The 24,406-nt window shown below is 57.5% G+C and carries 21 protein-coding genes; 12 read left to right on the top strand and 9 right to left on the bottom strand.

The features are described from left to right. Positions 1-24 precede the first annotated feature (24 nt). From KUC_RS15510 to hemN, 8 genes are all read right to left on the bottom strand, one after another. Complete coding sequence (locus tag KUC_RS15510) at positions 25-1,278, bottom strand: molybdopterin molybdotransferase MoeA (protein WP_040481224.1); 1,254 nt, start codon at positions 1,276-1,278, stop codon at positions 25-27. Then, the gene (gene moaB, locus KUC_RS15505) at positions 1,275-1,853 is read right to left on the bottom strand and encodes a molybdenum cofactor biosynthesis protein B (protein ID WP_007114172.1); all 579 of its coding nucleotides are present in this window, start codon (positions 1,851-1,853) and stop codon (positions 1,275-1,277) included. The genes KUC_RS15510 and moaB overlap by 4 nt, the downstream gene beginning before the upstream one ends. 22 nt (positions 1,854-1,875) lie before the next feature. After that, positions 1,876-2,697, bottom strand: a complete 822-nt coding sequence (locus tag KUC_RS15500) for a peptidylprolyl isomerase (protein WP_007114171.1) — start codon at positions 2,695-2,697, stop codon at positions 1,876-1,878. Between the two features lie 41 nt (positions 2,698-2,738). Next, the gene (gene narI, locus KUC_RS15495; RefSeq protein ID WP_040481223.1) at positions 2,739-3,422 is read right to left on the bottom strand and encodes a respiratory nitrate reductase subunit gamma; all 684 of its coding nucleotides are present in this window, start codon (positions 3,420-3,422) and stop codon (positions 2,739-2,741) included. Between the two features lie 13 nt (positions 3,423-3,435). Next, on the bottom strand, positions 3,436-4,257 hold the full coding sequence (narJ, locus tag KUC_RS15490) for a nitrate reductase molybdenum cofactor assembly chaperone (RefSeq protein ID WP_040481222.1): 822 nt from the start codon (positions 4,255-4,257) through the stop codon (positions 3,436-3,438). Next, a complete protein-coding gene (gene narH / locus KUC_RS15485; protein WP_007114168.1) occupies positions 4,250-5,812 on the bottom strand; it encodes a nitrate reductase subunit beta in 1,563 nt (520 codons plus the stop codon). The genes narJ and narH overlap by 8 nt, the downstream gene beginning before the upstream one ends. After that, a complete protein-coding gene (locus KUC_RS15480; protein WP_007114167.1) occupies positions 5,809-9,591 on the bottom strand; it encodes a nitrate reductase subunit alpha in 3,783 nt (1,260 codons plus the stop codon). Before KUC_RS15480 ends, narH begins: the two co-directional genes overlap by 4 nt. Before the next feature lie 173 nt (positions 9,592-9,764). Next, entirely contained in the window at positions 9,765-11,150 is a 1,386-nt protein-coding gene (gene hemN, locus KUC_RS15475) for an oxygen-independent coproporphyrinogen III oxidase (protein WP_007114166.1), read from the bottom strand. 215 nt (positions 11,151-11,365) lie between these two features. On the opposite strand from hemN, the gene ubiU reads away from it, so the two are divergent. The 11 genes from ubiU to KUC_RS15425 all read left to right on the top strand — a co-directional run bounded on the left by ubiU (position 11,366) and on the right by KUC_RS15425 (position 22,094). Further along, positions 11,366-12,361, top strand: a complete 996-nt coding sequence (gene ubiU, locus KUC_RS15470; RefSeq protein ID WP_007114165.1) for a ubiquinone anaerobic biosynthesis protein UbiU — start codon at positions 11,366-11,368, stop codon at positions 12,359-12,361. A 9-nt stretch (positions 12,362-12,370) separates the two neighbouring features. After that, complete coding sequence (locus KUC_RS15465; RefSeq protein ID WP_007114164.1) at positions 12,371-13,318, top strand: U32 family peptidase; 948 nt, start codon at positions 12,371-12,373, stop codon at positions 13,316-13,318. Positions 13,319-13,490: 172 nt separating this feature from the next. Next, a complete protein-coding gene (locus KUC_RS15460; protein WP_007114163.1) occupies positions 13,491-15,944 on the top strand; it encodes a DmsA/YnfE/YnfF family dimethyl sulfoxide reductase in 2,454 nt (817 codons plus the stop codon). A gap of 10 nt (positions 15,945-15,954) precedes the next feature. Then, positions 15,955-16,572 carry a DMSO/selenate family reductase complex B subunit gene (locus tag KUC_RS15455; protein ID WP_007114162.1) on the top strand — a complete coding sequence of 206 codons (618 nt, stop codon included), beginning with the start codon at positions 15,955-15,957 and terminating at the stop codon, positions 16,570-16,572. Position 16,573: 1 nt separating this feature from the next. Continuing rightward, a complete protein-coding gene (locus tag KUC_RS15450; protein ID WP_007114161.1) occupies positions 16,574-17,416 on the top strand; it encodes a DmsC/YnfH family molybdoenzyme membrane anchor subunit in 843 nt (280 codons plus the stop codon). A gap of 8 nt (positions 17,417-17,424) precedes the next feature. Next, entirely contained in the window at positions 17,425-18,021 is a 597-nt protein-coding gene (gene dmsD, locus KUC_RS15445) for a Tat proofreading chaperone DmsD (RefSeq protein WP_040481218.1), read from the top strand. Beyond that, positions 17,970-18,572: a 4Fe-4S dicluster domain-containing protein gene (locus tag KUC_RS19620; protein WP_141243433.1), complete on the top strand. Its 603-nt coding sequence runs from the start codon at positions 17,970-17,972 to the stop codon at positions 18,570-18,572. The genes dmsD and KUC_RS19620 overlap by 52 nt, the downstream gene beginning before the upstream one ends. 140 nt (positions 18,573-18,712) lie before the next feature. Further along, on the top strand, positions 18,713-20,503 hold the full coding sequence (locus tag KUC_RS15440; RefSeq protein WP_083825786.1) for a ribonucleoside triphosphate reductase: 1,791 nt from the start codon (positions 18,713-18,715) through the stop codon (positions 20,501-20,503). A gap of 43 nt (positions 20,504-20,546) precedes the next feature. Beyond that, positions 20,547-20,711, top strand: a complete 165-nt coding sequence (gene nrdD, locus KUC_RS20220; protein WP_040481216.1) for an anaerobic ribonucleoside-triphosphate reductase — start codon at positions 20,547-20,549, stop codon at positions 20,709-20,711. Between the two features lie 68 nt (positions 20,712-20,779). Beyond that, positions 20,780-21,529 (top strand): anaerobic ribonucleoside-triphosphate reductase activating protein, encoded by a 750-nt coding sequence (locus tag KUC_RS15430; protein WP_040481215.1) that lies wholly within the window; start codon positions 20,780-20,782, stop codon positions 21,527-21,529. Between the two features lie 118 nt (positions 21,530-21,647). Then, on the top strand, positions 21,648-22,094 hold the full coding sequence (locus tag KUC_RS15425; RefSeq protein WP_040481214.1) for an Rrf2 family transcriptional regulator: 447 nt from the start codon (positions 21,648-21,650) through the stop codon (positions 22,092-22,094). Between the two features lie 84 nt (positions 22,095-22,178). Here KUC_RS15425 and KUC_RS15420 read toward each other — a convergent pair whose 3' ends face one another. Continuing rightward, entirely contained in the window at positions 22,179-23,390 is a 1,212-nt protein-coding gene (locus KUC_RS15420) for an NnrS family protein (protein ID WP_040481387.1), read from the bottom strand. 242 nt (positions 23,391-23,632) lie between these two features. On the opposite strand from KUC_RS15420, the gene KUC_RS15415 reads away from it, so the two are divergent. Beyond that, positions 23,633-24,406 (top strand): globin domain-containing protein (locus KUC_RS15415; RefSeq protein WP_244264822.1); only part of this gene is annotated, 774 nt, incomplete at its 3' end.

Here is a 24,406-nt window from a genome sequence, read left to right as displayed (position 1 = left end):
AGTGGCCACGACTGAAAAAGTGATTCAAGCGGCGAACTGATTGATGGGGTAGTAGTGGTAGGAGCTCCCTTCAATTACCTCCGTGGCGGGGTTAATCATCAAATAGCCATGGGCCTGGCTAGCCGCGCTGAGCATATGCGAGCCCTGCCCGCCCGCTAGCTGCGCCACGGGAGTACCCTTTGACCAATCCAGTACCACCCGTAATAGTTCGCAGCGCCCCTGGGGCCCACGCTGAGAAAAGCCGGCTTTTACTGGATAACACTGTAAATCAGCTACGCTTCTGCCTTGCATAGCGTGAATAAACGGCAACGCCAAAAGCTGCCAACCCACCAGGGATGCCACGGGATTACCCGGCAGCGCAATTAACGGAGTGGATGAGGAAGATACTGGGCCAAGATAACCGAACGCAAAGGGTTTTCCCGGCTTCATCGCAACACCATGAAAATGTAACCCGCCACGCTGCTCAATCACTGGGCGAACGTGATCCTCCTCGCCTACCGAAACGCCCCCGGTGCACACCACAACATCCGCAACGGTTTCTGCGTGGTCAAAGGCCTGATGCAATAACTGCGGCGAATCATCAATGACGCCCAGATCCAGCACATCGCACTGAGCTTGCGCTAGCAGTACGTTAAGCATGACGCGATTGCTGTCGTATACCTGACCCGGTGACCGCGCTGCCCCCGGGGAAATTAGCTCATCGCCCGTTGAGAGCAGCGCCACCCGCAGGCGCCGTTTGACAGTAACCGTGTTGATACCATGACTTGCCAGCAGTGCAATCGACGCGGCATCAAGAAACTCACCCGCAGCAAGTAGCGGGGTTCCCATACGGGTCTCCTCGCCTTGACGACGAATATTAGCGCCTCCCACCAAGTTACCCTCGATGTGTATATGCCCACGCTGATCAAGTGTTACCCGCTCTTGAGGCACAACAGTATCGGCCCCCATGGGTACCGGCGCGCCGGTAAAAATACGCGCGCAGCCTCCTTTCGGTAGCAACATGACGCCTGAGCCAGCCGGCACACGTTGGAGAATGGGTAAACCTGCGTCCGCTTGGTAATCAGTCAGACACAGCGCGTAACCATCCATAGCGCTGTTGTCCACCCCCGGCATATCGTGGGGTGAGGACACCGCTTCTGCCATCACTCGCCCCGCAGATTGATCAAGGGTAATTTTTTCTACTGCATTAATTGGCGTGGCTGCTTTGATAAGCTGTTGGCGTGCATCAAACAGATTTAACAACCCGGGGGTGACTATTTCTGCGCATTGACAGTTCATAAACGCTCCCCATCATTGGAAGAGGTCGCTGTGTGACGTCCACTGCACGGGGTCGCTGAAGGCAGTACCATGGCTGCGAAGTTGCAGGGCCGAGTACGGGAGTCCAGCTGCAAAGCGATGATCTTGTCCCACGCCAACGCGCACGCTTTGGGCGAGCCAGGCATCGCAAAAAGCAGCGTTTTATTGGCCACCCCCGCTACGGCTCGAGACTGGATCGTCGCTGTGCCGATTGTCTTCAGGGAGTAGTGCCGGAACAGCTCGCCATACCCCTCAATCGCTTTGTCGAACAGAGGTATTAACGCCTCGGGAGTAGTATCCCGGGTGGTAAAGCCAGTGCCTCCATTAACCAAAATCACGTGGATATCTGTTCGCGCGACCCACTCCGAGACCACGGCGCGTACCTGGTAGATATCATCAGGAACGATGCGTCGCTCCACCAGAATATGGCCGCTTTCGCTCAGATGCTTAACCAGCAGGTCACCGCTGCCATCTTCATCAAACCCACGCGTATCGGAAACCGTTAGCACCACGATGCCAAGCGGAGTGAAAAGTGCACCTACAGAAACATGGGACATCAAGCCTCTCCTGTTAGCTTTCCTATTGCATCAAGCTGCCGCCAGCATCGTCATCCAGAACAATCCCTTCGACGCCTATATCGCTCTCTAGCGCCAGCAAATAGTGACGCAACGCCCGTCGGGTCGCCTGTTCCCGCAGGCTATGGCGCACCCGGTCGACAACCTGATCAAAAGGTAACGCCCTCCCTTCTCGCCGTTCGTCAATACTCACCACATGCCAGCCATAGCGAGAGGCTAAGGGACGCTCGTGTAGTCCTTCAGGCAGGTGCTGCAAAGCACGATCCAGCTCTGGAACGGTCTGCCCCGGCACCAGCCAGCCCAAATCACCATCCACCTCTTTTGAAGGGCACGCGGAGTGGTGTTGAGCAAATTCGGTAAACCGTTCGGGTATCTGATTGAGACTTTCGAGCAGCTTTTCGCCAAGCTGGTACGCTTCGTCGCGACCCAGGGAGTCATCCGGTGCGGCCGCAAGCAGGATATGCCGAACGCGTAACTGGGTCGGTTCGCTGAAGCGCTCACGGTGGGTGTCAAAAAATCGCTGGCAATCGGCTTCCCCCGGTTCGGGCACCTCAAGCTCCTGTTCAAGCAGGGCAGCGATCGCTGCGTCCTCCTGTGCTTCGCTGGCTTCCTGCACCGACAGTAGGCCAAGCATGCTAGCCCGCTGGCGCAGCAGCTCCCTGACCACCAGCGCACGAGCCGCCTGCAGCTGGGCCTCCCCCGCCGTTTCGGCAGGGTGATACTGCATCTCTAGCGCAATCGTTTCCTCATCGACACTGACGTCGCCGACACGTACCGGAGGCGCAGCGACGCCCCCAGGTAGCTGTTCGATATCAATCATCTGCATGTTATTTCTCCTCTAGGCCTGGGCGAGCACAAGCCAGTTTTTTAGCCACGACGACGGACAAGCTGATAGCGACGAGTCACATAGCCGAAAGGTACGCTCCACACATGCACCAGGCGCGAGAACGGGAACAGCAGGATGATGGTCAGGCCGATAAAGATATGCAGTTTGAAGATCCATGACACTTCCTGCATGTAATCCGCCGCGCCGCCGCTGAAGAAGACAATCGACTGTGCCCAGCTGGAGAGCGTCAACATCATCTCGCCGTCCATATGCCCCAGTGAGAAGATGATGGTCACCATGCCAAGACACGCCTGCAAGACGATCAAACCCAGGATCAAGGTATCCATCATGCTCGACGACGCCTTTACGCGAGGATTAACCAATCGGCGATAAAGCAACATGGCGCCGCCCACCACGCACATGGCACCGGCGATACCGCCAACCACGATGGCAATCAGCTGCTTGGTTCCGGCATGCAGGAAAGGAGCGTAGACCCAGTGCGGCGTGAGCATGCCCACCAAATGACCGAAGAAAATGACGATAATCCCGATATGGAACAGGTTGCTGGCCAGTCGCATGTTTTTTGAGGACAGCATTTGGCTAGAGCCGGTCTTCCAGGTGAACTGGCCTTGGTCGTAGCGCATGAGGCTGCCGACGAGGAACACCGTACCGGCCAGGTAGGGGTAATAGCCGTAGATAAGATGTTGCAAGTATTCTATGAACATGGCGATTCTCCTTTTAGCGATCGGCCACGGTTGAGGAAGGGGACGCGCTCCAGGCGGACGGCATGATTTTGACGGGGTCGCTGTGCACTGCATTCTTGTGCTCGGCAAGCCGCCGACCTTCCGCCGACTGCAGCGCGCAATCTTCGTCAGAGGTTGCCGAGAAGCGCACCGCTTCTTCTTCCCATACGGCGTCCAATGCTTCGGGGGTGTTGTCAGGTACTTCTTTTTTGACCTGGGGCCGATGCTCCTCCACATCACCCTCGGCGCCGATTAACGCCAATAGTGATAGCGGCACCAGGGCGTGATCCGCTCCCCGCTCCTCCAGCCGTGCCGTCAGCAACGCCAGGATATGGCGTATTTCGCCCAGCCAGCGGCCGATCTCGGCTTCGTCGCACAGCGAAAGGTACTCAAGAAACACCGGCAGATGATCGGGCAGCTCACGGGCATCCAGCTCGAACCCGGCCGCGCTGTACTCGGCCATAAGATCCACCATGGCCTGACCACGATCACGGGACTCGCCGTGAACGTGCTCGAATAGCAGCAGCGACGTAGCGCGTCCTTTGTCGAACATGGCGACATACTCGGCCTGCAGCTCAAGCAAGTCGCCATCTTGGAGACGCTGACACCACTCCATTAGCGACGACTTGAGAGCCGCTCCCAGGCGGCGCTCGGCGTTGAGGATTTCGATTAGCTCGCCACAAGCGTCCTGCAGTTCCTGGGTCGGATAATCGAGCAAACGCGCCAGTACCCGTAGGCTGCGCATGCCTTGTAGCGTCTCAGACGACAGCTCTACCGCGGTCGATGTAACAGGCGATTGGGTAGCGGCTTCAGTCATGACGAGACTCCTCAAGTTGTGGCTGCGGGTCGAAGACCTCTACCGGTTTTACCAAAACACTGGTCTGCTTACGGCCATTGAACAGGCTGGGCTGGCTCTCACCGTGGCAACCATCACCAAAGGTAAAACCGCATCCCCCGCGTTCGGGAAAGGCTTCGGTGGCCATTTCACGATGGCTGGTGGGGATCACGAAACGATCCTCGTAGTTGGCAATCGCCAGGTAGCGGTACATCTCCTCTACCTGGGCGACGCTCAGCCCCACGGCATCAAGCACTTCGACGTTGGGGGCACCCTCCACGTGCTTGCCGCGCATATAGACCCGCATTGCCATCAAGCGCTTGAGTGCCAGCACCACGGGTTCCTCTTCGCCGGCTGTCAACAAGTTAGCCAGGTACTTCACCGGGATACGCAACGACTCGATCTTGGGTAGGATGCCGTCAAACTCGACATGCCCCGCCTCAGCGGCGGATTGAATCGGCGACAGCGGCGGCACGTACCACACCATCGGCAGCGTGCGGTATTCCGGGTGCAGCGGCAGCGCTAATCCCCAGTCGATAGCCATCTTGTAGACTGGAGAGGCCTGGGCAGCTTTGATGACGTTATCCTGGATGCCATCCCGCTTGGCTTGGGCAATCACTTCCGGATCGTTGGGATCAAGGAATATCTCGCGTTGGCGATGGTATAGGTCGCGCTCGTCCGGCGAGCTTGCCACTTCTTCAATGCGGTCGGCGTCATACAGCAGCACGCCTAGGTAACGAATCCGGCCCACGCAGGTCTCGGAGCAGATGGTCGGCTGACCGGCCTCAATACGCGGGTAACAGAAGATGCACTTCTCGGACTTACCGCTTTTCCAGTTGTAGTAAATCTTCTTGTAGGGGCAGCCGGAGATACACATCCGCCAGCCACGGCACTTGTCCTGGTCGATTAGAACGATGCCATCCTCTTCCCGCTTGTAAATCGCACCGCTAGGGCAGGACGCCACACAGGTAGGGTTCAGGCAGTGCTCGCACAGGCGCGGCAGATACATCATGAAGGTGTTTTCGAACTGGCCGTAAATATCTGCCTGCACCTTGTCAAAGTTGGCATCTTTGCGCCGCTTGGCGAACTCGGTGCCCAGTATCTCTTCCCAGTTAGGGCCCCATTCGATCTTTTTCATGCGCTGGCCGGAGATCAGCGAACGTGGGCGTGCCACCGGCTGGTGCTCACCGATTTTGGCGGTATGCAGGTGCTGGTAGTCGAAAGTGAACGGCTCATAGTAGTCGTCCATTTCGGGCAGGTCGGGGTTGGCGAAGATATTCGCCAGCACTCGCCATTTGCCACCAATACGCGGTTCAATCCGGCCGTCGGTACGGCGCATCCAGCCGCCCTTCCACTTAGCCTGGTTCTCCCACTCTTTGGGATAGCCGATGCCAGGCTTGGTCTCGACATTGTTGAACCAGGCGTACTCCATGCCTTCACGACTAGTCCAAACATTTTTGCAGGTCACCGAACAGGTGTGGCAACCGATACACTTATCAAGGTTGAGAACCATGCCTACCTGAGAACGAATCTTCATTTCACGGCCTCCTGAACGCTGTCATTGCCTTCACCATCCAGCCAGTCAACGTGTTTCATCTTGCGTACCAACACAAACTCATCGCGGTTTGAGCCGACGGTGCCGTAGTAATTAAAACTGTAAGAGAGCTGCGCGTAGCCGCCGATCATATGGGTTGGCTTGGGGCAGACACGGGTGACCGAGTTATGAATACCGCCCCGGGTGCCGGTGACCTCAGAGCCAGGTACGTTCACATTGCGCTCCTGGGCGTGGTACATCATCACCATGCCAGCCTTAACTCGCTGGCTGACCACAGCCCGTGCGGCAATCGAGCCGTTGGCGTTGTAGACTTCGATCCAGTCGTTGTCCTCGATATCGATCTCTGCGGCATCCGCCTCGGAAAGCCACACCACCGGGCCGCCGCGATTGAGCGTCAGCATCAGCAGGTTGTCCGAGTAAGTGGAGTGAATGCCCCACTTCTGGTGCGGCGTGAGGAAGTTCAGCGCCTTGCTCTTGAAGCCGTTATCAGCGGGCAGCGTGAAGCCTTTGGCCGCCTTGGTATCGATGGGCGGGCGATAGACCAGCAGGCTTTCGCCGAAAGCGCGCATCCAGGCGTGATCTTGATAGAACTGCTGGCGGCCACTCACGGTGCGCCAGGGAATCAGCTCGTGAACGTTGGTATAACCGGCGTTATAAGAGACATGCTCATCTTCAAGGCCGGACCAGGTCGGGCTAGAAATAATCTTGCGCGGCTGGGCGACGACATCGCGAAAGCGGATTTTTTCGTCATGTTTGGGCCTTGCCAGGTGGGTATGGTCTCGCCCGGTAATTTTGGAGAGCGCATCCCACGCTTTTACCGCCACGGCGCCGTTGGTTTCCGGTGCCAGGGTCAGAATCATCTCGGCGGCATCGATAGCGCTGTCGATCAACGGGCGGCCTTTATGCGGGCCATCCAGCTTGCGATGGTTGAGTTTACCCAGCAGCTCGACTTCAGCATCTGTATTCCAGGCGATGCCTTTGCCGCCGTTACCGATGCTTTCCAGCAGCGGTCCTACGGAGGTGAAGCGCTCATAGGTTTCGGGATAGTTGCGCTTAACCTCGATCAGCGATGGCATGGTCTTGCCGGGAATCGGCGCACATTCGCCCTTTTTCCAATCCATCACCGCCGGCTGGGCCAACTCCCCTGGGGAGTCGTGCTGCATCGGCAGCGTGACCAGGTCGGTCTCTTCGCCCAGGTGGCCTACGCACACCTTGGAGAAAGCCTTGGCAATGCCCTTGTAAATATCCCAGTCGCTGCGCGACTCCCAAGCCGGATCGGTGGCGGCAGTCAACGGGTGAATAAAGGGGTGCATGTCAGAAGTGTTAAGGTCGTCCTTCTCATACCAGGTCGCCGTAGGCAGCACGATATCCGAGTAGAGGCAGGTGGTGGACATGCGAAAATCCAGCGTCACCAGCAGGTCGAGCTTGCCTTCCGGCGCCTCGTCATGCCACACGACTTCTTCGGGCTTCTGGCCGCCGAAGTCGCCCAGGTCTTTGCCCTGAATACCGTGGCGGGTACCCAGCAGGTACTTGAGCATGTACTCATGGCCCTTACCGGAGCTACCCAGCAGGTTGGAGCGCCAGATGAACATATTGCGCGGGAAGTTCTCAGGCGCGTCCGGGTCTTCCGCGGCGAAGCGCAGTTCACCGCTCTTGAGCTGTTGAACCGCATAGTCGGCGGTGGACATGCCCGCGGCTTCAGCTTTTTGGGCTAGTCGAAGTGGGTTGGTATCCAGTTGAGGCGCTGACGGCAGCCAGCCCATACGCTCGGCACGCACGTTAAAGTCGATCAGGCTGCCGGGGTAATCCTCAGCCTTGGCCAACGGCGAGAGGATCTCCTTGATTTCCAGCTTCTCGTAGCGCCACTGAGAGGAGTGGTTATAGAAGAACGAGGTAGAGTTCATATGACGCGGCGGGCGCTGCCAATCAAGGCCGAAGGCCAGCGGCGTCCAACCAGTCTGTGGGCGCAGTTTTTCCTGCCCGACATAGTGGGCCCAGCCGCCACCGCTTTGACCGATACAACCGCACATGACCAGCATGTTGATCAGGCCGCGGTAGTTCATGTCCATGTGGTACCAGTGGTTCATACCGGCACCCACGATGATCATGCTACGCCCGTTGGTTTTATTGGCGTTGTCGGCGAACTCCCGGGCAATGCGGGTGCACTGCTCTGCTGAGACACCGGTGATTTTCTCCTGCCACGCGGGGGTATAGGGGCGAATCTGATCAAAAGAGGTCGCGCCGTCGTCTTCGCCGTCACCGGCAAAGCCACGGTCGATACCGTAGTTGGCACACATCAGATCAAAAACGGTGACCGCCAGCATTTCGCTGCCATCGGCTCTCTTCAAGCGTTTGGCGGGCAAATTGTGGAACAGTAGATCATCGGCGGCGCCAACACCGGCCCCTTTGACGTGCTCAAAGTGCTCGTGTTCGATGCCACCGAAATAAGGGAATGCCACACGCGCGACACTATCGTGGTGGTTGACCAAGCTTAGTAACGGCTTGATTTCCGTTCCTGCAGCGTCCAGTGATTCCAGGTTCCACTTGCCCACTTCGTTGCCGGTTTCGCCCCAGCGGAAACCGATGGAACCGCGCGGCACCACCAACTGGTCGCGGGTTTCATCCCAGGCGACGGTTTTCCACTCGGGATTGTTTTCCTGCCCCAGGGCGGTATCAAAGTCGCTGGCCCGCAGTTGGCGACCGGGGGCGAAGCTGCCATCTTCTCGCACTTCTAGTTCCACCAGGAACGGCATGTCGGTATAGCGGCGCACATAGTCGGTGAAATAGGCGCTGGGCTTCTCAAGGTGGAATTCCTTGAGGATGACATGGCCCATGGCCATCGCCAGGGCGGCATCGGTGCCCTGCTTGGCGGACAGCCACTCGTCGGTGAGCTTGGAGACTTCGGCGTAATCCGGGGTAATCGAAACCGTCTTGGTGCCCTTGTAACGCACTTCGGTAAAGAAGTGGGCGTCCGGGGTGCGCGTCTGGGGCACGTTGGAGCCCCAGGCAATAATGTAGCCGGAGTTGTACCAATCCGCGGACTCGGGCACGTCGGTCTGTTCGCCCCAGGTCATCGGCGAGGCTGGCGGCAGGTCACAGTACCAGTCGTAGAAACTCATGCAGACGCCGCCAATCAACGACAGGTAGCGGCTACCTGCGGCGTAGCTCACCATCGACATGGCAGGAATCGGCGAGAAGCCAATGATCCGGTCGGGGCCGTACTGTTTGGCGGTGTAGACGTTAGAGGCCGCGACCAGCTCGTTGAGCTCGTCCCAGTCACCGCGAACGAAGCCGCCCATACCACGAGCACGCTTGTACTGTTTGGTCTTGGCGGGGTCTTCGACAATCGACGCCCAGGCGTCTACCGGATCTGGGTTAGCCTTGAGCGCTTCGCGCCATAGCGCCAGCAGGGGCTTGCGAACCAACGGATACTTGAGGCGGTTGGCGCTATACAGATACCAGGAGTAGCTCGCACCGCGTGGGCAGCCACGCGGTTCATGGTTAGGCAAGTCGGGGCGGGTACGGGGATAGTCGGTCTGCTGGGTTTCCCAGGTGACTAAACCGTTCTTAACGTAGATCTTCCAGCTACAGGAGCCGGTGCAGTTCACCCCGTGAGTGCTGCGCACAACCTTGTCATGTTGCCAGCGGGCACGATAACTATCTTCCCACTGTCGGGATTCGCTGCGTAGTTCACCATGTTCGTTGGCAAAAGGCTCGCGGGACTTACGGAAGAAATTCAGCCGATCTATGAAGTGACTCATGGTCGATCTCCAGGCTCCTCGGAAATTTACTTACCCGTCAGGCGGGTTCCATGGAGTGGATTCTGCGCGATCGACCAGCGAATTACTGCGTGATTACCTCCATATACACCCTATCTACCCCCAAGGTGATAGAGCGGCCAACGTAAAGTAATAGACGGTTGGCGCTCTCAACATCACACCGTGCGCGAGTAGCGTTTCTCAGTTGGCTTTAGGTAGGCGTCGAATGCCATCGCCAGATTGCGAATCATCAGTCGCCCCGAAGGTAGCACCTCGATTTCATGGTCGCGTAACGCAATCAGACCGTCGCCCACCATCTCTTCGAGGCTCGTCAAGGCACTCGCGAAGTAGCTGCGAAAATCAATATTGTGCCGGGCCTCGATAGCGGCAAATTCAAGACGGCCGTGACACATCAGGGTATTAATGACCTCGCGGCGCAGGCGGTCGTCATCGCTAAGGCGGTAGCCACGGAAGACCGGTAAACGCCCAGCATCCAAACGATGTTGATACTGGGCAGTTTCCTTGACGTTCTGGCTGTAGGTATCGCCCACCTTGCCAATGGAGGTAATGCCCAGCCCAATCATGTCGCAGTCCGCGTGGGTAGAGTAACCCTGAAAATTGCGCTGCAGAGTGCCGTTTTCACGGGCCAGGCTCAGCTCGTCATTCGGAAGGGCGAAGTGATCCATGCCGATGTAGACATACCCAGCGGCCGTCAGGCGGTTAATCGTTAGCTCCAGCAGTTCCAGCTTGCGCTCGGGTGGCGGCATTTCTTCGGGACGAATTAGCCGCTGAGCTTTAAACAGTTCGGGCAGATGGGCGTAACTATAAGCGGCAATGCGATCAGGTTGCAGGTCAATAATCTTGGTTAGCGTGGTATCGAAACTCGCCACCGTCTGCAGTGGTAGACCGTAGATCAGGTCAACGCTGACCGATTCAAACCCTGCCTCACGGGCGGCTTTAACCAGGGATACCACCTGCTCTTCGCTCTGGACGCGATTGACCGCTTGCTGCACGTCGTGATCGAAGTCCTGAACACCGAAGCTCAACCGATTGAACCCCAGCGAGTACAGCTCGTACACCTGTTCGGGGGTAACAGTGCGTGGGTCTACCTCCAGCGAAAACTCACGCTCTTCAGACGCGGCGAAGTGGAAGGCGTCATCCAGCGCCGTCATTAGCTCGCTCAACTGAGCATTGCTTAAGTAGGTCGGGGTGCCTCCGCCTAAGTGTAATTGGGTCATGCGTCGTGTGGTATCAAACAGTGCGCCCTGAACACGTATTTCCTGTTTTAACCACTGGAGGTATTCGGCAGCTCGTTCGGTGTTGTGAGTAATAATTTTGTTGCAGGCACAGTAATAGCACAGGCTCTTGCAGAACGGGATATGCACATAGACCGAAAGCGGTTTTGGTGCTGCGGCCCGGTTACTGAGCTGCGTGGCGCTACGGTAATCATCCTCGGCAAACGCTGCATGAAACTGCGGCGCAGTCGGGTAGGAGGTGTACCGCGGGCCCGGACGGTCATATTTCTCTACCAGGGGGCGGTTGAAGAGCAGTTCATCTTGCATGATCGGGAAAGGCCTCTAAGGAAGGTCTATGGAAGCGGGTACAGTAAGGAGCAGTTAAGATTCATACAGTATACGTTTTAAAAATCGCCTGCACCCAGCTTGCCTACTTTGCTGCGCTATCCACTTTTGAAAGCCACCCCATTATGACCTGAGTCAAAAGGCGATAAGAAATAGATGACTAGACTGCTCGGATTTTCCCCGCAAGGAGTCTCGCAATGGAGCTTGTATGTCCCGCTGGCAACCTGCCCGCCCTGAAGCGTGCCGTAGACGAAGGTGCCGACGCAGTCTATTTCGGTTTCCAGAACATCACCAATGCACGGCAGTTCGCCGGACTAAACTTTACCGACAAACGTGCCAGAGAAGGTATCGATTACGCCCACCAACGCGGCAAACGCGTTTTTTGCGCTATTAATACCTACCCCCAGCCCGATGGCTGGCAACAGTGGACGCAGGCCGTGGATCAAGCCGCCGAACTGGGCGTGGATGCCCTGATTCTCGCCGATATGGGGCTTTTGGATTACGCTACCCGACACCACCCCGAGGTCTCGCGGCACCTTTCGGTGCAGGGGTCGGCGACCAGCCATGAAGCGCTGCGCTTTTATCACGAGCATTTCGGCATCAAACGTGCCGTGCTACCACGGGTGTTATCCATCACCCAGGTTCGTGACCTGGCCAGGCAAACACCGGTAGAGCTGGAAGTATTCGCCTTCGGCAGCCTGTGCATCATGGCCGAAGGTCGCTGCTATCTCTCCTCCTACCTTACCGGCGACTCTCCCAATACCCGGGGCGTTTGCTCCCCGGCAGCCCATGTCCGCTGGGAAGAAACCCCTCAAGGCTTAGAGTCACGCCTTAACAATGTCCTTATCGACCGCTACGCCGAGGGCGAGCGCGCAGGCTACCCCACCCTGTGCAAAGGACGCTTTGAAGTCGCGGGTGAGACCTATCACGCCATCGAAGAACCCACCAGCCTCAATACCCTGGAGCTACTGCCGGAGCTGCGCGACCTGGGTATCAGTGCGGTAAAAATCGAAGGACGCCAGCGCAGCCCTGCCTATGTCTCGAAAGTATCCGGCATTTGGCGTCAGGCACTCAACCGCCTAGCGGCTGAGCCAGAGCGCTTTCATCCAGAAGCTGCCTGGATGTCCGGCCTTGCCGAACTTTCCGAAGGCGCCATCACCACCTTGGGCGCCTACGAACGGCGCTGGAAATAGGAGCTAGCAATGTTGAGCACCACACTGCCCCAACAACCGATCTCGTCCACCGATTCTCTACAGCTCTCCCTCGGGCCGGTTCTTTTTTACTGGACGCGGGAGCGCTATGAGTCGTTCTACCGTGAAGCGGCCGACTGGCCGGTAGAGATTATCACCTTGGGCGAAACCGTCTGCTCCAGGCGTCGCGACATGAAGCTGGACGACTGGTTAGGCATTGGACGCGAGCTTGCCCAGGCGGGTAAGCAGGTTGTACTCGCCAGCCAGACACTGATCGAGTCTGAGGCCGACCTGCGTGACCTGCGCAAGCTCTGCGATAACGGTGACTTTATTGTCGAGGCTAACGATCAAAGTGCCCTTCAGCGTCTCACCAGCGCCGGATTGCCGTTCATCGCTGGTGCCGCGCTCAACCTCTACAATACCGCCACCCTGGAGGTCATGGCGCGTGTCGGCATGCAACGCTGGCAAGCACCGGTGGAAATGGCGCAGAAAGAGTTAGCGCAGCTTATTAATGATTGCCATCAGGCGGGCGGGCAACACCCTTGCGAAGTATTCGCCTATGGGCATCTGCCGCTGGCCTGGTCATCACGCTGTTTTACCGCCCGACGCCATCAAACGCCTAAGGATCGCTGCAAATTCGTCTGTCAAAAATACCCCGAAGGCTTGGTGCTGCGTTCCCAGGAATCCCGCAATGTTTTCACCCTGAACGGTATTCAGACCCTTTCGAGTGCCTGTCAGGATCTCCGCCATGAGCTCACCACGATGGCAAAGATGGGCGTTTCAGTAGCGCGCCTAAGCCCTCGGGCGGAAGGCATGACCGAGGTGATAAAAGCCTTCGACCAGGCTCGGCATGGCAGGCTACCGCCACCCGATCCATTGACGCTGGTAGAGGCTGAAATCTGCGACGGCTATTGGCACGGCCGCCCGGGTATGGATAACACCCGCACCGTGCCCGCCTGATGCCATCCAGGTCGTTATATCGGCACCACCGAGCGTAAAGAGACTCAAGCCCAAATGCTATTAAAAATCATTTATATACAAGAACTAAGGAACTAAAGCTTGATACGGGACAACTCTATTTCCGACCTCAGCCCTATAGTGGAATCACAACCTTCCTACAGGGATATCGGCAATGGAAAACGAGTCTTCAAATAGCCTCTTCCACAAGGCTTTCAATCTGGATATTAGCCGCAGGGACGTATTGAAGACCGGCTCTGCCGGTACCCTGGCGCTGGCAGCAGGTTCGATCCCACTACCCTTCGTATCTACCGGGGCTTCAGCCCAGACGGCTTCGGCGACTGCCGCAGAGGAGCGCGTAGTATGGAGCGCCTGTACGGTCAACTGCGGCAGCCGCTGTCCCTTGCGCATGCATGTGCGCGACGGCGAGATCACCTGGGTGGAGACTGACAATACCGGGCTTGATGAGTATGGCAACCACCAGGTCCGCGCGTGCTTACGCGGTCGTTCGATGCGCCGTCGCGTCTATAACCCCGACCGCCTGAAGTACCCCATGAAGCGTGTCGGCGCCCGTGGCGAGGGCAAGTTCGCCCGCATCAGTTGGGACGAGGCCTATCAGCTGCTCGCCGACAACCTCAAGCGTATTATCGCCGAATACGGCAATGAGGCCGTCTATCTTAATTACGGTACCGGCACCCTGGGGGGTACCGTGACCAAGTCCTGGCCACCCGCTTCATCCCTGGTGGCGCGCTTGATGAATCTCTGCGGCGGCTACCTCAACCACTATGGCGACTACAGCACCGCGCAGATTGCCGCCGGGCTCAACTACACCTACGGTGGCTGGGCAGCGGGCAATAGCGTCTCCGACATCGCCAACACTCGCCTGCTGGTAATGTTCGGCAACAACCCCGCCGAGACACGCATGAGTGGCGGTGGAATCGTCTACCACCTCGAGGAAGCCCGCCAACGCTCGGATGCACGGATGATCGTCATCGACCCGCGCTATAGCGACACCGCCGGCGGCCGCGAGGACGAATGGGTCCCCATCCGCCCGGGTACCGACGCCGCCCTGGTGGCCGGTCTGGCCCATGTACTGATCAGCGAGAACCTGGTTGACCAGCCGTTCCTGGATCGCTACTGCGTCGGCTACGACGAGCGCACCCTGCCGGAAGGCGCTCCGGCCAACGGTCACTACAAGGCGTATATTCTCGGTGACGGGCCCGATGGTATCGCCAAGACACCTGCGTGGGCCTCACGCATCACCGGCATCCCCTCCCGGCGTATCGTTCAGCTCGCCCGGGAGATCGGTTCGACCAAACCGTGCTACATCGTTCAGGGCTGGGGGCCGCAGCGTCACGCCAACGGTGAGTTGATATCACGCGCCATCGCCATGCTGGCCATTCTCACCGGCAATGTCGGCATCAATGGCGGTAACAGCGGTGCCCGCGAGGGCGGTTATTCCATTCCCTTCGAGCGTTTTCCCACCCTGGAAAACCCTGTCGATACCAGCATCTCAATGTTCACCTGGACCGATGCCATTGCCCGTGGCCCCGAGATGACCGCCACCCGCGACGGAGTACGCGGCAAGGACAAGCTCGACGTACCGATCAAGTTCATCTGGAACTATGCCAGCAACTGCCTGGTGAACCAGCACTCCGAGATCAACCGCACCCACGAGATCCTCTCCGATGAAGATCTATGCGAAATGATCGTGGTGATCGACAACCACATGACCTCATCGGCACGCTACGCCGACCTCCTGCTGCCCGACTTAACCACCTCCGAGCAGATGGACTTCGCCATGGATGCCAACGCTGGCAACATGAACTACCTGATCTTCGCTGACCAGGTCATCGAGCCGTTGTTCGAGTGCAAGTCGGTTTACGAAATGTGCAGTGAAATCGCCGCGCGCATGGGGGTCGGCGAAGCCTTCACCGAAGGCCGCACCCAGGAGGAGTGGCTGCGTCACCTGCTGGCACAGAACCGTCGGCGTGACCCCGACCTGCCCGATTTTGAAGCGTTCCGTGAAATGGGCATCTACAAGCGCCAGAATCCCAATGGTTTCTTCGTTGCCTACCGCGACTTCCGGGCCGACCCAGAGGCAAACCCGCTCACCACGTCCTCCGGCAAGATCGAGATCTACTCCGAGGCACTGGCCAAAATCGCTGCCGAGTGGGAGCTTGAGGAGAGTGATGTCATCGACCCGTTGCCGATTCACGCCTCCACTTTCGAGGGATGGGACTCACCGGATCGTGCGCGATATCCATTGCAATTAATCGGCTTTCATTGCAAGTCGCGTACTCACTCAACCTACGGCAACGTCGCACTGCTCAAGGCCGCCGTCCGCCAGGAGATGTGGATCAACCCCATCGACGCCCAGTCAAGGGGAATCGTTAACGGTGACAGCGTGGAAATATTCAACGACCGTGGCCGGGTACACATCGCCGCCAAGGTAACCCCACGCATTCTGCCCGGCGTGGTTGCCCTCTCCGAGGGTGCCTGGTACGCCCCTAACCGCCATGGCACGGATCAGGCCGGCAGTATCAACGTGCTGACCACACAACGACCCTCGCCGCTGGCCAAGGGCAATCCTTCGCATACCAACCTGGTCGAAGTGAACAAGGCCTGAGGAGAGCATAATGACGCAATATGGTTTCTACATAGACTCCAGCAAGTGTACCGGCTGCAAAACCTGCCAGCTGTCCTGCAAGGATTACAAAGATCTCGATGTCGACATCAACTACCGGCGCATCTACGAATATGCGGGGGGCTCCTGGCAGGCCGACGGCGACACCTGGCAGCCGTCGATCTTTTCCTATTACCTGTCGATCGCCTGCAACCACTGCGCCGCACCGGCCTGCGTACCTGTCTGCCCTAGCGGCGCCATGCACAAACGCAGTGAGGATGGCTTGGTCGTAGTGGATACCGACACCTGTATCGGCTGTAAATCCTGTGCGATGGCCTGCCCCTATGGCGCGCCTCAGTACAGCGCACGTAAAGGCCACATGACCAAGTGCGATGGCTGCTACGAACGCGTCGCCGAAGGGCTAAAGCCGGTCTGCGTAGAATCCTGCCCTCTGCGGGCGCTGGATTTTGCCCCCATGGAGGAGCTACACGAACGCTACGGCAACCTCGCCGAGGTGGCGCCGCTTCCGTCAGCTTCTTTGACCGGCCCCAGCATCGTGATCAAGCCAAACCGCAATGCCCGTCCGGTGGGCGATACCACCGGTTCCCTCGCCAATCCCAAGGAGGTGTGACATGGGCTGGCACGAATTTCCCTTAGTGGTTTTCACCGTTCTGGCACAATGTGCCGTGGGCGCTTTCATTCTGCTCGGGGCGCTGATACTCACGGGGCGGCTGGAGGAGGCGTCGTTGCGCCGCCTGAATCGTCCGATGCTAATCATCTGGGTTCTGATGGGTGTGGCCTTCGCTGCTTCCACTCTCCATCTGGGTTCACCGCTGCGCGCGCCTAATGCCTTGTTGCGCCTAGGTGGTTCCTGGTTGAGCAACGAAATCTTCTTGGGCAGCCTTTTCTTTGCTCTCGGTGGGTTGTTCTGGCTGTTGACTCTGCTCGACAAGGTCTCACCACTGCTGCGCAAGGTCCTGCTCGGCATTGCCATGCTGCTGGGGGTTGCCTTCATGTATGCGACCATCCATGTCTACATGATTCCCACTGTACCAACCTGGAATACCCCCTTCACTCCGCTGGGCTTTTTCCTGACCAGCGTCATGGGAGGCGCCTTACTCGCCCAGTTACTGCTTAATTTGAGCGGCCAGGGATACCGCCTAATGGCACGCCTACTACCATGGCTGGGTGCCCTGGCGATAGTGGTGGCACTGGGCTCCAGCGTGGCCCACGCCATGAGTCTGGCGGGCATCCAAAGCGCCATCCAATCGGCGATCGACTTGGTACCCCACTACCAGAGCCTATTGATTATTCGGTTGGCGTTGCTGGCCGCCGTACTAGCGTTGTGGTTGTTTGCCCTGCGTAGCATGCGCCATCAGCCGCTGGTGTTGTGCGCCAGCTTCGTGCTGCTGCTAGCGGCGGAAATGCTGGGTCGTAATCTCTTCTACAATCTGCACATGACTGCCGGGCTGTGAAGCACTCCATGCAACCACTCGCCCACTCCGCCCGCTTGCTTGGCGCTTGGTTCTACTATCCGCCCGGCGCACCGGCACTGGAACAGCTTGACCGGTATATTGATGACGGCAGCCTGGCGGAGGCATGGCCCTACGCAGCGGGAACTCCGCTGCTCGTGACACTGAGTGAGGCACGTCAAGAACCACTGCTAGCAGACGCCTACCAGCAGTTGTTCGTCGGTCCGGATGCCCTCGCTGCACCGCCTTGGGGCTCGGTCTACCTCGACCCTGAGCAAGTGGTCTTCGGCGACTCTCACCAGGCACTCAAGCGCTTTCTGGAGCACGAGGAGGGAGTGTCCCTGGCGACCACCCAGCGCGAGCCGCTCGACCACTTCGGCCTTCTGCTACTACTCCTCGGCCAGTTGGCGTTGGAAGGACGCGAGGCCGGTGTCGACCGGCTGCTCGGCGAGTTTCTCTTGCCCTGGAGCTGGCGTTACCTTGAGCAGCTGGAGGAACACACCCCCCACCCCTTCTACCGCGCCCTGGCCCGGCTGGGCGCGGCAACCCTTGGCCAGTGGCAAATGGAGCGGAGCATCACCCCGCACCAATTGAGACTCTACCGATGAGCCGTATCGACGAACGTTATCTGAGTGCCCGCCTCAACCATACCCGTCTCAGCCGCCGGGAACTGCTGCGGGGATTGCTGCGCCCGGTCACCACATCGTTCGCAGCGACACCGCCTCTTCGCCAGCAGCGCGAGATACCCCGTCCTCCCCAGGCTCAAGAGGAGTCCCTCCTTGTCCAGTTATGCTGCGGCTGCGGTGCCTGTGCCACAGCCTGTTCCAACCAGATCATCAGTATGGAACAAGGTCTTCCGCGCCTGAACCTGGAGCACAACCACTGCGACCTATGCCTGGCGTGTACCGCCGCCTGCGAGACACGCGCCCTCATTCCTGAACTACCGGCCATGACCGGACTCGTTCCGGTATTCAACGACAATTGCGTCTTGAGTTATGGCGAGCCCTGCACGTTGTGCCAAGAGGAGTGCCCCAGCCAGGCCATCACCTTGCCTTCCGCAGGACTGCCTCAGGTGTCAATCGAAAACTGCCAGGGGTGTGCCCTATGTGTGCAGTCCTGCTACGTCTCCGGTTGTCATATGCTATCCCAGCCTTCCTAGAAGCGGCTTTTCCTGTCGAAACGTCCTATCAAAAGCCGCTGGACTAAATACCGACGTAACCAGCAACGACACCCATCCGTGCTTTTCTTGACCTGAATCACTTTTCTTTCAGGCTAAAACCACTAGCCTCTCCTTACCACATGTTGTGCAAAAATATTAAAGAACATAGCACATATAGGGAGAGCGTTATGAATACCCCCGTAAGCCACCCTCACCAGAAGCGCCAGATCGATGTCGCCTCGACGGTCAACGAGTACCTCCAACGCGCAGACTGGCGTGTTCATGCCAATGCCAACCAGGGCTATTCATTGGGCGGTTTGATCCTCAATGTCTCGGGCAAGTTGATCGCCAACTACTGGCTCGATGAGATTTACCCGCACGCCGTGGGTGAAGCCCACCGAGAAGGTGATTTGCATATTCACGACCTGGATATGTTGTGCGGCTATTGCGCTGGCTGGTCGCTGCGCACTTTGCTGCATGAAGGATTCAATGGGGTGCCAGGGCGTGCCGAAAGCCATCCACCCCGCCACCTTTCCAGTGCTTTGGGGCAGATGGTTAACTTTCTTGGCACCTTGCAGAACGAGTGGGCTGGGGCACAAGCCTTTAGCTCTTTTGATACCTATTTGGCACCCTACGTGCGCAAGGACGGGCTCACCTACACGCAAGTCAAGCAGATGCTGCAGGAGTTTATTTACAACCTCAATGTGCCGTCGCGCTGGGGTAGTCAGACCCCCTTCACCAACCTGACGTTTGACTGGGTCTGCCCCGACGACCTGCGCCAGCAGGTACCGGTTATCGGCGGCGAGGAGCAGCCGATCAGCTACGGTGAGCTGCAGGTTGAGATGGATTTAATCAACCGCGCCTACCTGGAAGTCATGGAGGCCGGGGACCGCCATGGGCGGGTGTTTACCTTCCCTATACCCACCTACAACATCACCCATGATTTCGACTGGGAAAGCGACAACGCCGAGCGGCTCTTCGCACTGACCGCCAAGTACGGCCTGCCCTACTTTCAGAACTTTCTAAATTCGGATCTGGAACCCCACATGGTGCGCTCCATGTGCTGTCGCCTACAACTTGATTTGAGTGAACTGCTCAAGCGCGGCAACGGGCTGTTCGGCAGCGCTGAGCAAACCGGCTCACTGGGGGTAGTGACGATTAACTGCGCCCGGTTGGGCTACCGCTTTGCCGGCGACCGAGCCGGGCTGTTCAGAGAGCTGGATCGCCTGCTGCGACTCGGGCGCGATAGCCTCGAGCTCAAGCGCGAATGCATTCAGCAACTAATGGATCAGGGGCTTTACCCCTTCACCCAGCGCTATTTGGGCACGCTACGCAATCATTTCTCCACCCTGGGTGTGAATGGGCTCAACGAAATGGTGCGCAACTTCAGCGAGGATCGCTTCGACATCGCCGACCCACAAGGGCTACAGCTGGGGCTTGATCTGCTTGATCACGTCCGTAAGCGGATGCGTGAATTTCAGGAACAGACCGGCCATATGTATAACCTCGAAGCCACACCGGCGGAGGGCACGACTCACCGTTTTGCGAGGGAGGATCTGGCGCGTTTTCCTGACATTCTACAGGCTGGCACGCCAGATGCGCCCTATTACACCAACTCCAGTCAATTACCGGTTGGCCATACCGATGACCCTTTTGAGGCACTGAGTCACCAGGATCCCTTACAGACGCGCTATACCGGCGGCACGGTGCTGCATCTTTATATGCGTGAGCGGATCACGTCGGCCGTCGCCTGTCGCAAACTGGTAAAAACGGCGCTCTCTCACTTTCGTTTACCCTACCTCACCGTGACCCCCACTTTTTCGATCTGCCCGGTACATGGCTACCTGTCCGGTGAACATGAGTTCTGCCCCAAGTGCGATGAAGCACTATGGGCACAAACGGCGGGCGCAACCGACGCCGCCACGGCATGAGGCATTTGCCTCACTCTTATCAACACGTTTAAGGAACTTTCTAATGCAAACCACTCGATACGCTAGCTTGCCCACTGAACAGCGCCAGCGCTGCGAAGTCTGGACCCGGGTCATGGGTTACCACCGGCCGGTAAGCCAGTTCAATATTGGTAAGCGTGCCGAACATCAGGAACGCCGACATTTTACTGAAGACGCCGCCTCTCGGTAGCTAGCCCTTATCTTTATTTCACGACCACTGGGTGCCTGACGACCGGCACCCAGTAAGGGGTTATCACAATGACTATTCTCACGGGACTTGATGACACAAGCGCTCAACCCAACTCGGTTCGGCTACCCATTGCCGGGCTTGTTCCCATGACAACCCTGGACTACCCCGACCATCTGGCGTGTGTTGTTTTTCTACAAGGGTGCCCGCTACGCTGCGGCTACTGCCACAACCCCAGCATGATCCCAACACGGCGAGGCGAGTCCCATGAGTGGCAAGCAATACTGGAATTTCTGAGCACTCGGCGAGGTTTGTTGGAAGCCGTCGTTTTCAGCGGCGGTGAGCCAACCGTGAACGCCGGTTTGCCTGCTGCGGCAAAGGAAGTGAAAGCACTGGGTTTTAAGGTAGGGCTGCATACTGCCGGCCCTTATCCTGACCGTCTCACCCAGCTATTACCGCACCTTGACTGGGTGGGGCTGGATGTAAAAGGACGAGGCCAAGAGTTTGACCGCATATGCGGCCGTTCCGGCATCTGGCAACGGCACGCCCGTAGCTTGGGAATTCTGCTCGACAGCGGACTCAATTTCGAGTGCCGCACCACCATCCACTGGAAAGATTTTCAGCTTGCCGATGTGGAACGACTGGCACTGACCCTTGCCGACTGCGGCGTACGTCACTACGCGCTGCAGGTGGCTCGCAGCGAGCAGTGCCTTGACGCCAGCCATGCTCAGCCTGTTACCCATGCACCCTCTACCGCTCGATTAAATGCGTTGGTCAAGCGCTTGGAACCACATTTTAGCCGGCTTGAGCTACGACACTAACTCTTCCCTTTTAGATCCAGGTCAGCATTATGCGCCTATGTTCTGATTGCATCTGACTGAACGTTCATACAACATACTTGTTTTATAGCCTGGTTACCATCGGAGCACAGCGCACTCCATGCATCTCACCCGATTCACCGATTATTCAATACGCGTATTGATCTTTCTTGCGGTAAAAGGAGAAGAGCGTTCTACCATCAATGAGATCGCAGAAACCTTTGATATCTCACGTAATCATCTGATGAAAGTCGTTCAAGAGCTTAGTCAGAAGCACTACGTGACCGCTATCCGGGGCAAGAATGGTGGCTTATTGCTTACACGCGACCCTGCGACTATCGTGCTGGGTAAACTCGTGCGCGAAATGGAACATGGCATGGAATTAGTGGAGTGTTTCCATAGCGATAACAACTGCATCATCACGCCCTCTTGCCGTCTCCAACCCATTCTAAACGAAGCACTGTCAGCGTTTCTGGAGGTGCTTGACCGCTATACATTGGCCGACCTGTTGGGCAATCAACAATCTCAACTGGCGCAACTTATGCGCATTCCTACCGTCAGCACTTAGCAATCAAATCACTTGCTAGAGAAAAATCGTTTCCTGCTGGGAATCGGGCTTCATGGCGCTTGCCACTGACAATAATTCGCTCATTCAGCCATCCTGCCCATCAACTCGCGCCTGCATCAGTGGCCATGTGTAGTGCATTAGAAATATGGCGTAGGCCACACACCAGAAAATGATGCTCAGCGTGTATGTCCAGTGGGTGATCTGGGGGAATACCGCCAAGACGGGCGAACGCACCAAGGCAGCTATTAGCATTAAGCCCAGCGCCACACCAATACCGGGCAAAGTACGTATGGGGCGGCCCGTATGACCTAGCGAGACCCTGGCCATCATTGCCAGCATCATGGTGCCCATGCCACCAATGGTCAGGGCGTGCACGGCAAGTTCAACGCGCATCAGCCCCATGAGTGCCAAGACCCACATTATAAGCCCTAGCGGAATGCAGGCGTAGCTGCCGTGCAACCCCCAAAGTAAAGGTTCACGCCAGCTATGCAGCCCACCCCAGCGCGCCATGCGCATACTGTTGGACAGCGCCGCCAAGAGCATTACCCCGCCCATTAATAAAGCAGGAACGGCAACCCCCAGCATAATGACCAGCTGCAGCAGCACTACGCCAGCCGTACTAGCCAGCGTCATCCCTTCGAGTAAAGGAATAGGTTCAGGTTTGGCGCGTCCCAGACGATTGGCGGTAAACATGGCAATCACGCGTCCACCCACTACCGTCATCATCAATGTGATTAACAGGACGGCTAAGTAGGCGGCTTGGCGGATCAGCTCGGCATTGCCCTTCATCACCCCCAAGTGCATCGCTAGGTTGGCAGCGGCAAACAGCAACAGCACGGGAATAAAGATCAAGTTGCGCCATCGCTTTGCGGTGATGACTAGACGCGCCATAACAATGGCGACCACCGGCAGAAACGCTAGGTCAATCGTCAGCAGCAGCCACCCCGGCAAATCCATGGGGAAAGCCATCAGCACCCTGCCTAATAGCCATAACACCACCAAACCCAGTAGCGGCCCGCCGCTTAAACTCGGCAACCCGGTCCAGTTACCCACAGCGGTAAGCAAAAATCCCCCGACCACCGCTGCGGCAAAGCCAAACAGCATTTCATGCTGATGCCAAAACACCAAGCCGCCATAGGGCCGCAGCAGAATATTGCCATGCCAAAAGGCTAACCAAACCAGCAGAGATGCAACACTGAACAGTGCGGCCAATAGGAAAAAGGGACGAAAAGCCAGACGCAACAGCGGTAGTTGCTTCAGCTTGGAGGCCGGTTGGGAGGAGGTGATGGTCGACATAGCATAATACCCCACTGAATTACTTGGATATGCATTGTGCTCTAGGCCAATAACAAAAACCATGACAAGCATCAAAAATGCATCTTATGTTCACTGCCAGACGCTTTTGCACTGTATTCAGGCCTTGTTTTTCAAGTGGCTAGCAGCCCCTCTTCATAACAAAACCCTCTTAGTGGTTGGTATTTGTAGTCTTTGGCCTTAAGATGTATATTTAATGCATCTTAAAGTCAGAGGTATTATCCGTGTTAACACATGAGCAGGAAAAACTGATCAATGCGACGGCTCCCGTCGTGGCCGAACACCTGAATGCGATTACACAGCGATTTTATCCGCTGATGTTTGCCCGCTACCCAGAGGTAAAACCGCTCTTTAATGAGGTTCATCAGCAAAGCGGCGGTCAGCCTCGTGCCCTTGCAAACGCCGTGTTGGCCTATGTTCAACTGCGCAGTGAGCCTGCTCAAGCACGCGCTACTCTGGATATCGTGGTCAGTAAACACGTTTCGTTAGGTATTCTTCCTGAGCAGTACCCCATTGTCGGTGAGTGCCTGCTGGCAGCCATTGGCGAAGTACTCGGTGATGCCGTCACACCCGAAATCGCCGATGCCTGGGGCGCTCTGTATAACGAGCTTGCCGCCCTTCTGATCGACCTCGAAGATCAGCGCTATCGCGAATTCGAACAGCGTCCCGGCGGCTGGCGGGGCACACGGCGTTTCAAGATCGCCAGCACCCAGCAGGAAAGCGCTTTGATTCGTTCGTTTATACTCGAACCCGAGGACGGGGGCCGCGTGGCTGACCATGAGCCAGGCCAGTATATCGGTGTCCGACTCACCATTGATGGTGAACCGGTCTACCGACACTACAGCCTCTCGGACACGCCGAATGGCCGAAGCTACCGAATCTCAATCAAACGCGAAGAACAGGGACGCGTCAGCCGCTATTTCCATGATGTGCTAACGCCAGGCGACACTCTGGAACTGTTACCGCCGGCAGGAGACCTCACCTTGGTTGACGGTGAC

This window comes from Vreelandella boliviensis LC1 (genome assembly GCF_000236035.1).
Classification (GTDB): domain Bacteria; phylum Pseudomonadota; class Gammaproteobacteria; order Pseudomonadales; family Halomonadaceae; genus Vreelandella; species Vreelandella boliviensis.
The sequence above is the reverse complement of the archived record's forward strand: the minus strand, read 5'-3'. Positions and strand labels throughout refer to the sequence as shown.

Coding starts and splice junctions, on each gene's coding strand:
- KUC_RS15510 (WP_040481224.1), bottom strand. CDS start 1,278: ATGAACTGTCAATGCGCAGAAATAGTCACCCCCGGGTTGTTAAATCTG.
- moaB (WP_007114172.1), bottom strand. CDS start 1,853: ATGTCCCATGTTTCTGTAGGTGCACTTTTCACTCCGCTTGGCATCGTG.
- KUC_RS15500 (WP_007114171.1), bottom strand. CDS start 2,697: ATGCAGATGATTGATATCGAACAGCTACCTGGGGGCGTCGCTGCGCCT.
- narI (WP_040481223.1), bottom strand. CDS start 3,422: ATGTTCATAGAATACTTGCAACATCTTATCTACGGCTATTACCCCTAC.
- narJ (WP_040481222.1), bottom strand. CDS start 4,257: ATGACTGAAGCCGCTACCCAATCGCCTGTTACATCGACCGCGGTAGAG.
- narH (WP_007114168.1), bottom strand. CDS start 5,812: ATGAAGATTCGTTCTCAGGTAGGCATGGTTCTCAACCTTGATAAGTGT.
- KUC_RS15480 (WP_007114167.1), bottom strand. CDS start 9,591: ATGAGTCACTTCATAGATCGGCTGAATTTCTTCCGTAAGTCCCGCGAG.
- hemN (WP_007114166.1), bottom strand. CDS start 11,150: ATGCAAGATGAACTGCTCTTCAACCGCCCCCTGGTAGAGAAATATGAC.
- ubiU (WP_007114165.1), top strand. CDS start 11,366: ATGGAGCTTGTATGTCCCGCTGGCAACCTGCCCGCCCTGAAGCGTGCC.
- KUC_RS15465 (WP_007114164.1), top strand. CDS start 12,371: ATGTTGAGCACCACACTGCCCCAACAACCGATCTCGTCCACCGATTCT.
- KUC_RS15460 (WP_007114163.1), top strand. CDS start 13,491: ATGGAAAACGAGTCTTCAAATAGCCTCTTCCACAAGGCTTTCAATCTG.
- KUC_RS15455 (WP_007114162.1), top strand. CDS start 15,955: ATGACGCAATATGGTTTCTACATAGACTCCAGCAAGTGTACCGGCTGC.
- KUC_RS15450 (WP_007114161.1), top strand. CDS start 16,574: ATGGGCTGGCACGAATTTCCCTTAGTGGTTTTCACCGTTCTGGCACAA.
- dmsD (WP_040481218.1), top strand. CDS start 17,425: ATGCAACCACTCGCCCACTCCGCCCGCTTGCTTGGCGCTTGGTTCTAC.
- KUC_RS15440 (WP_083825786.1), top strand. CDS start 18,713: ATGTTGTGCAAAAATATTAAAGAACATAGCACATATAGGGAGAGCGTT.
- nrdD (WP_040481216.1), top strand. CDS start 20,547: ATGCAAACCACTCGATACGCTAGCTTGCCCACTGAACAGCGCCAGCGC.
- KUC_RS15430 (WP_040481215.1), top strand. CDS start 20,780: ATGACTATTCTCACGGGACTTGATGACACAAGCGCTCAACCCAACTCG.
- KUC_RS15425 (WP_040481214.1), top strand. CDS start 21,648: ATGCATCTCACCCGATTCACCGATTATTCAATACGCGTATTGATCTTT.
- KUC_RS15420 (WP_040481387.1), bottom strand. CDS start 23,390: ATGTCGACCATCACCTCCTCCCAACCGGCCTCCAAGCTGAAGCAACTA.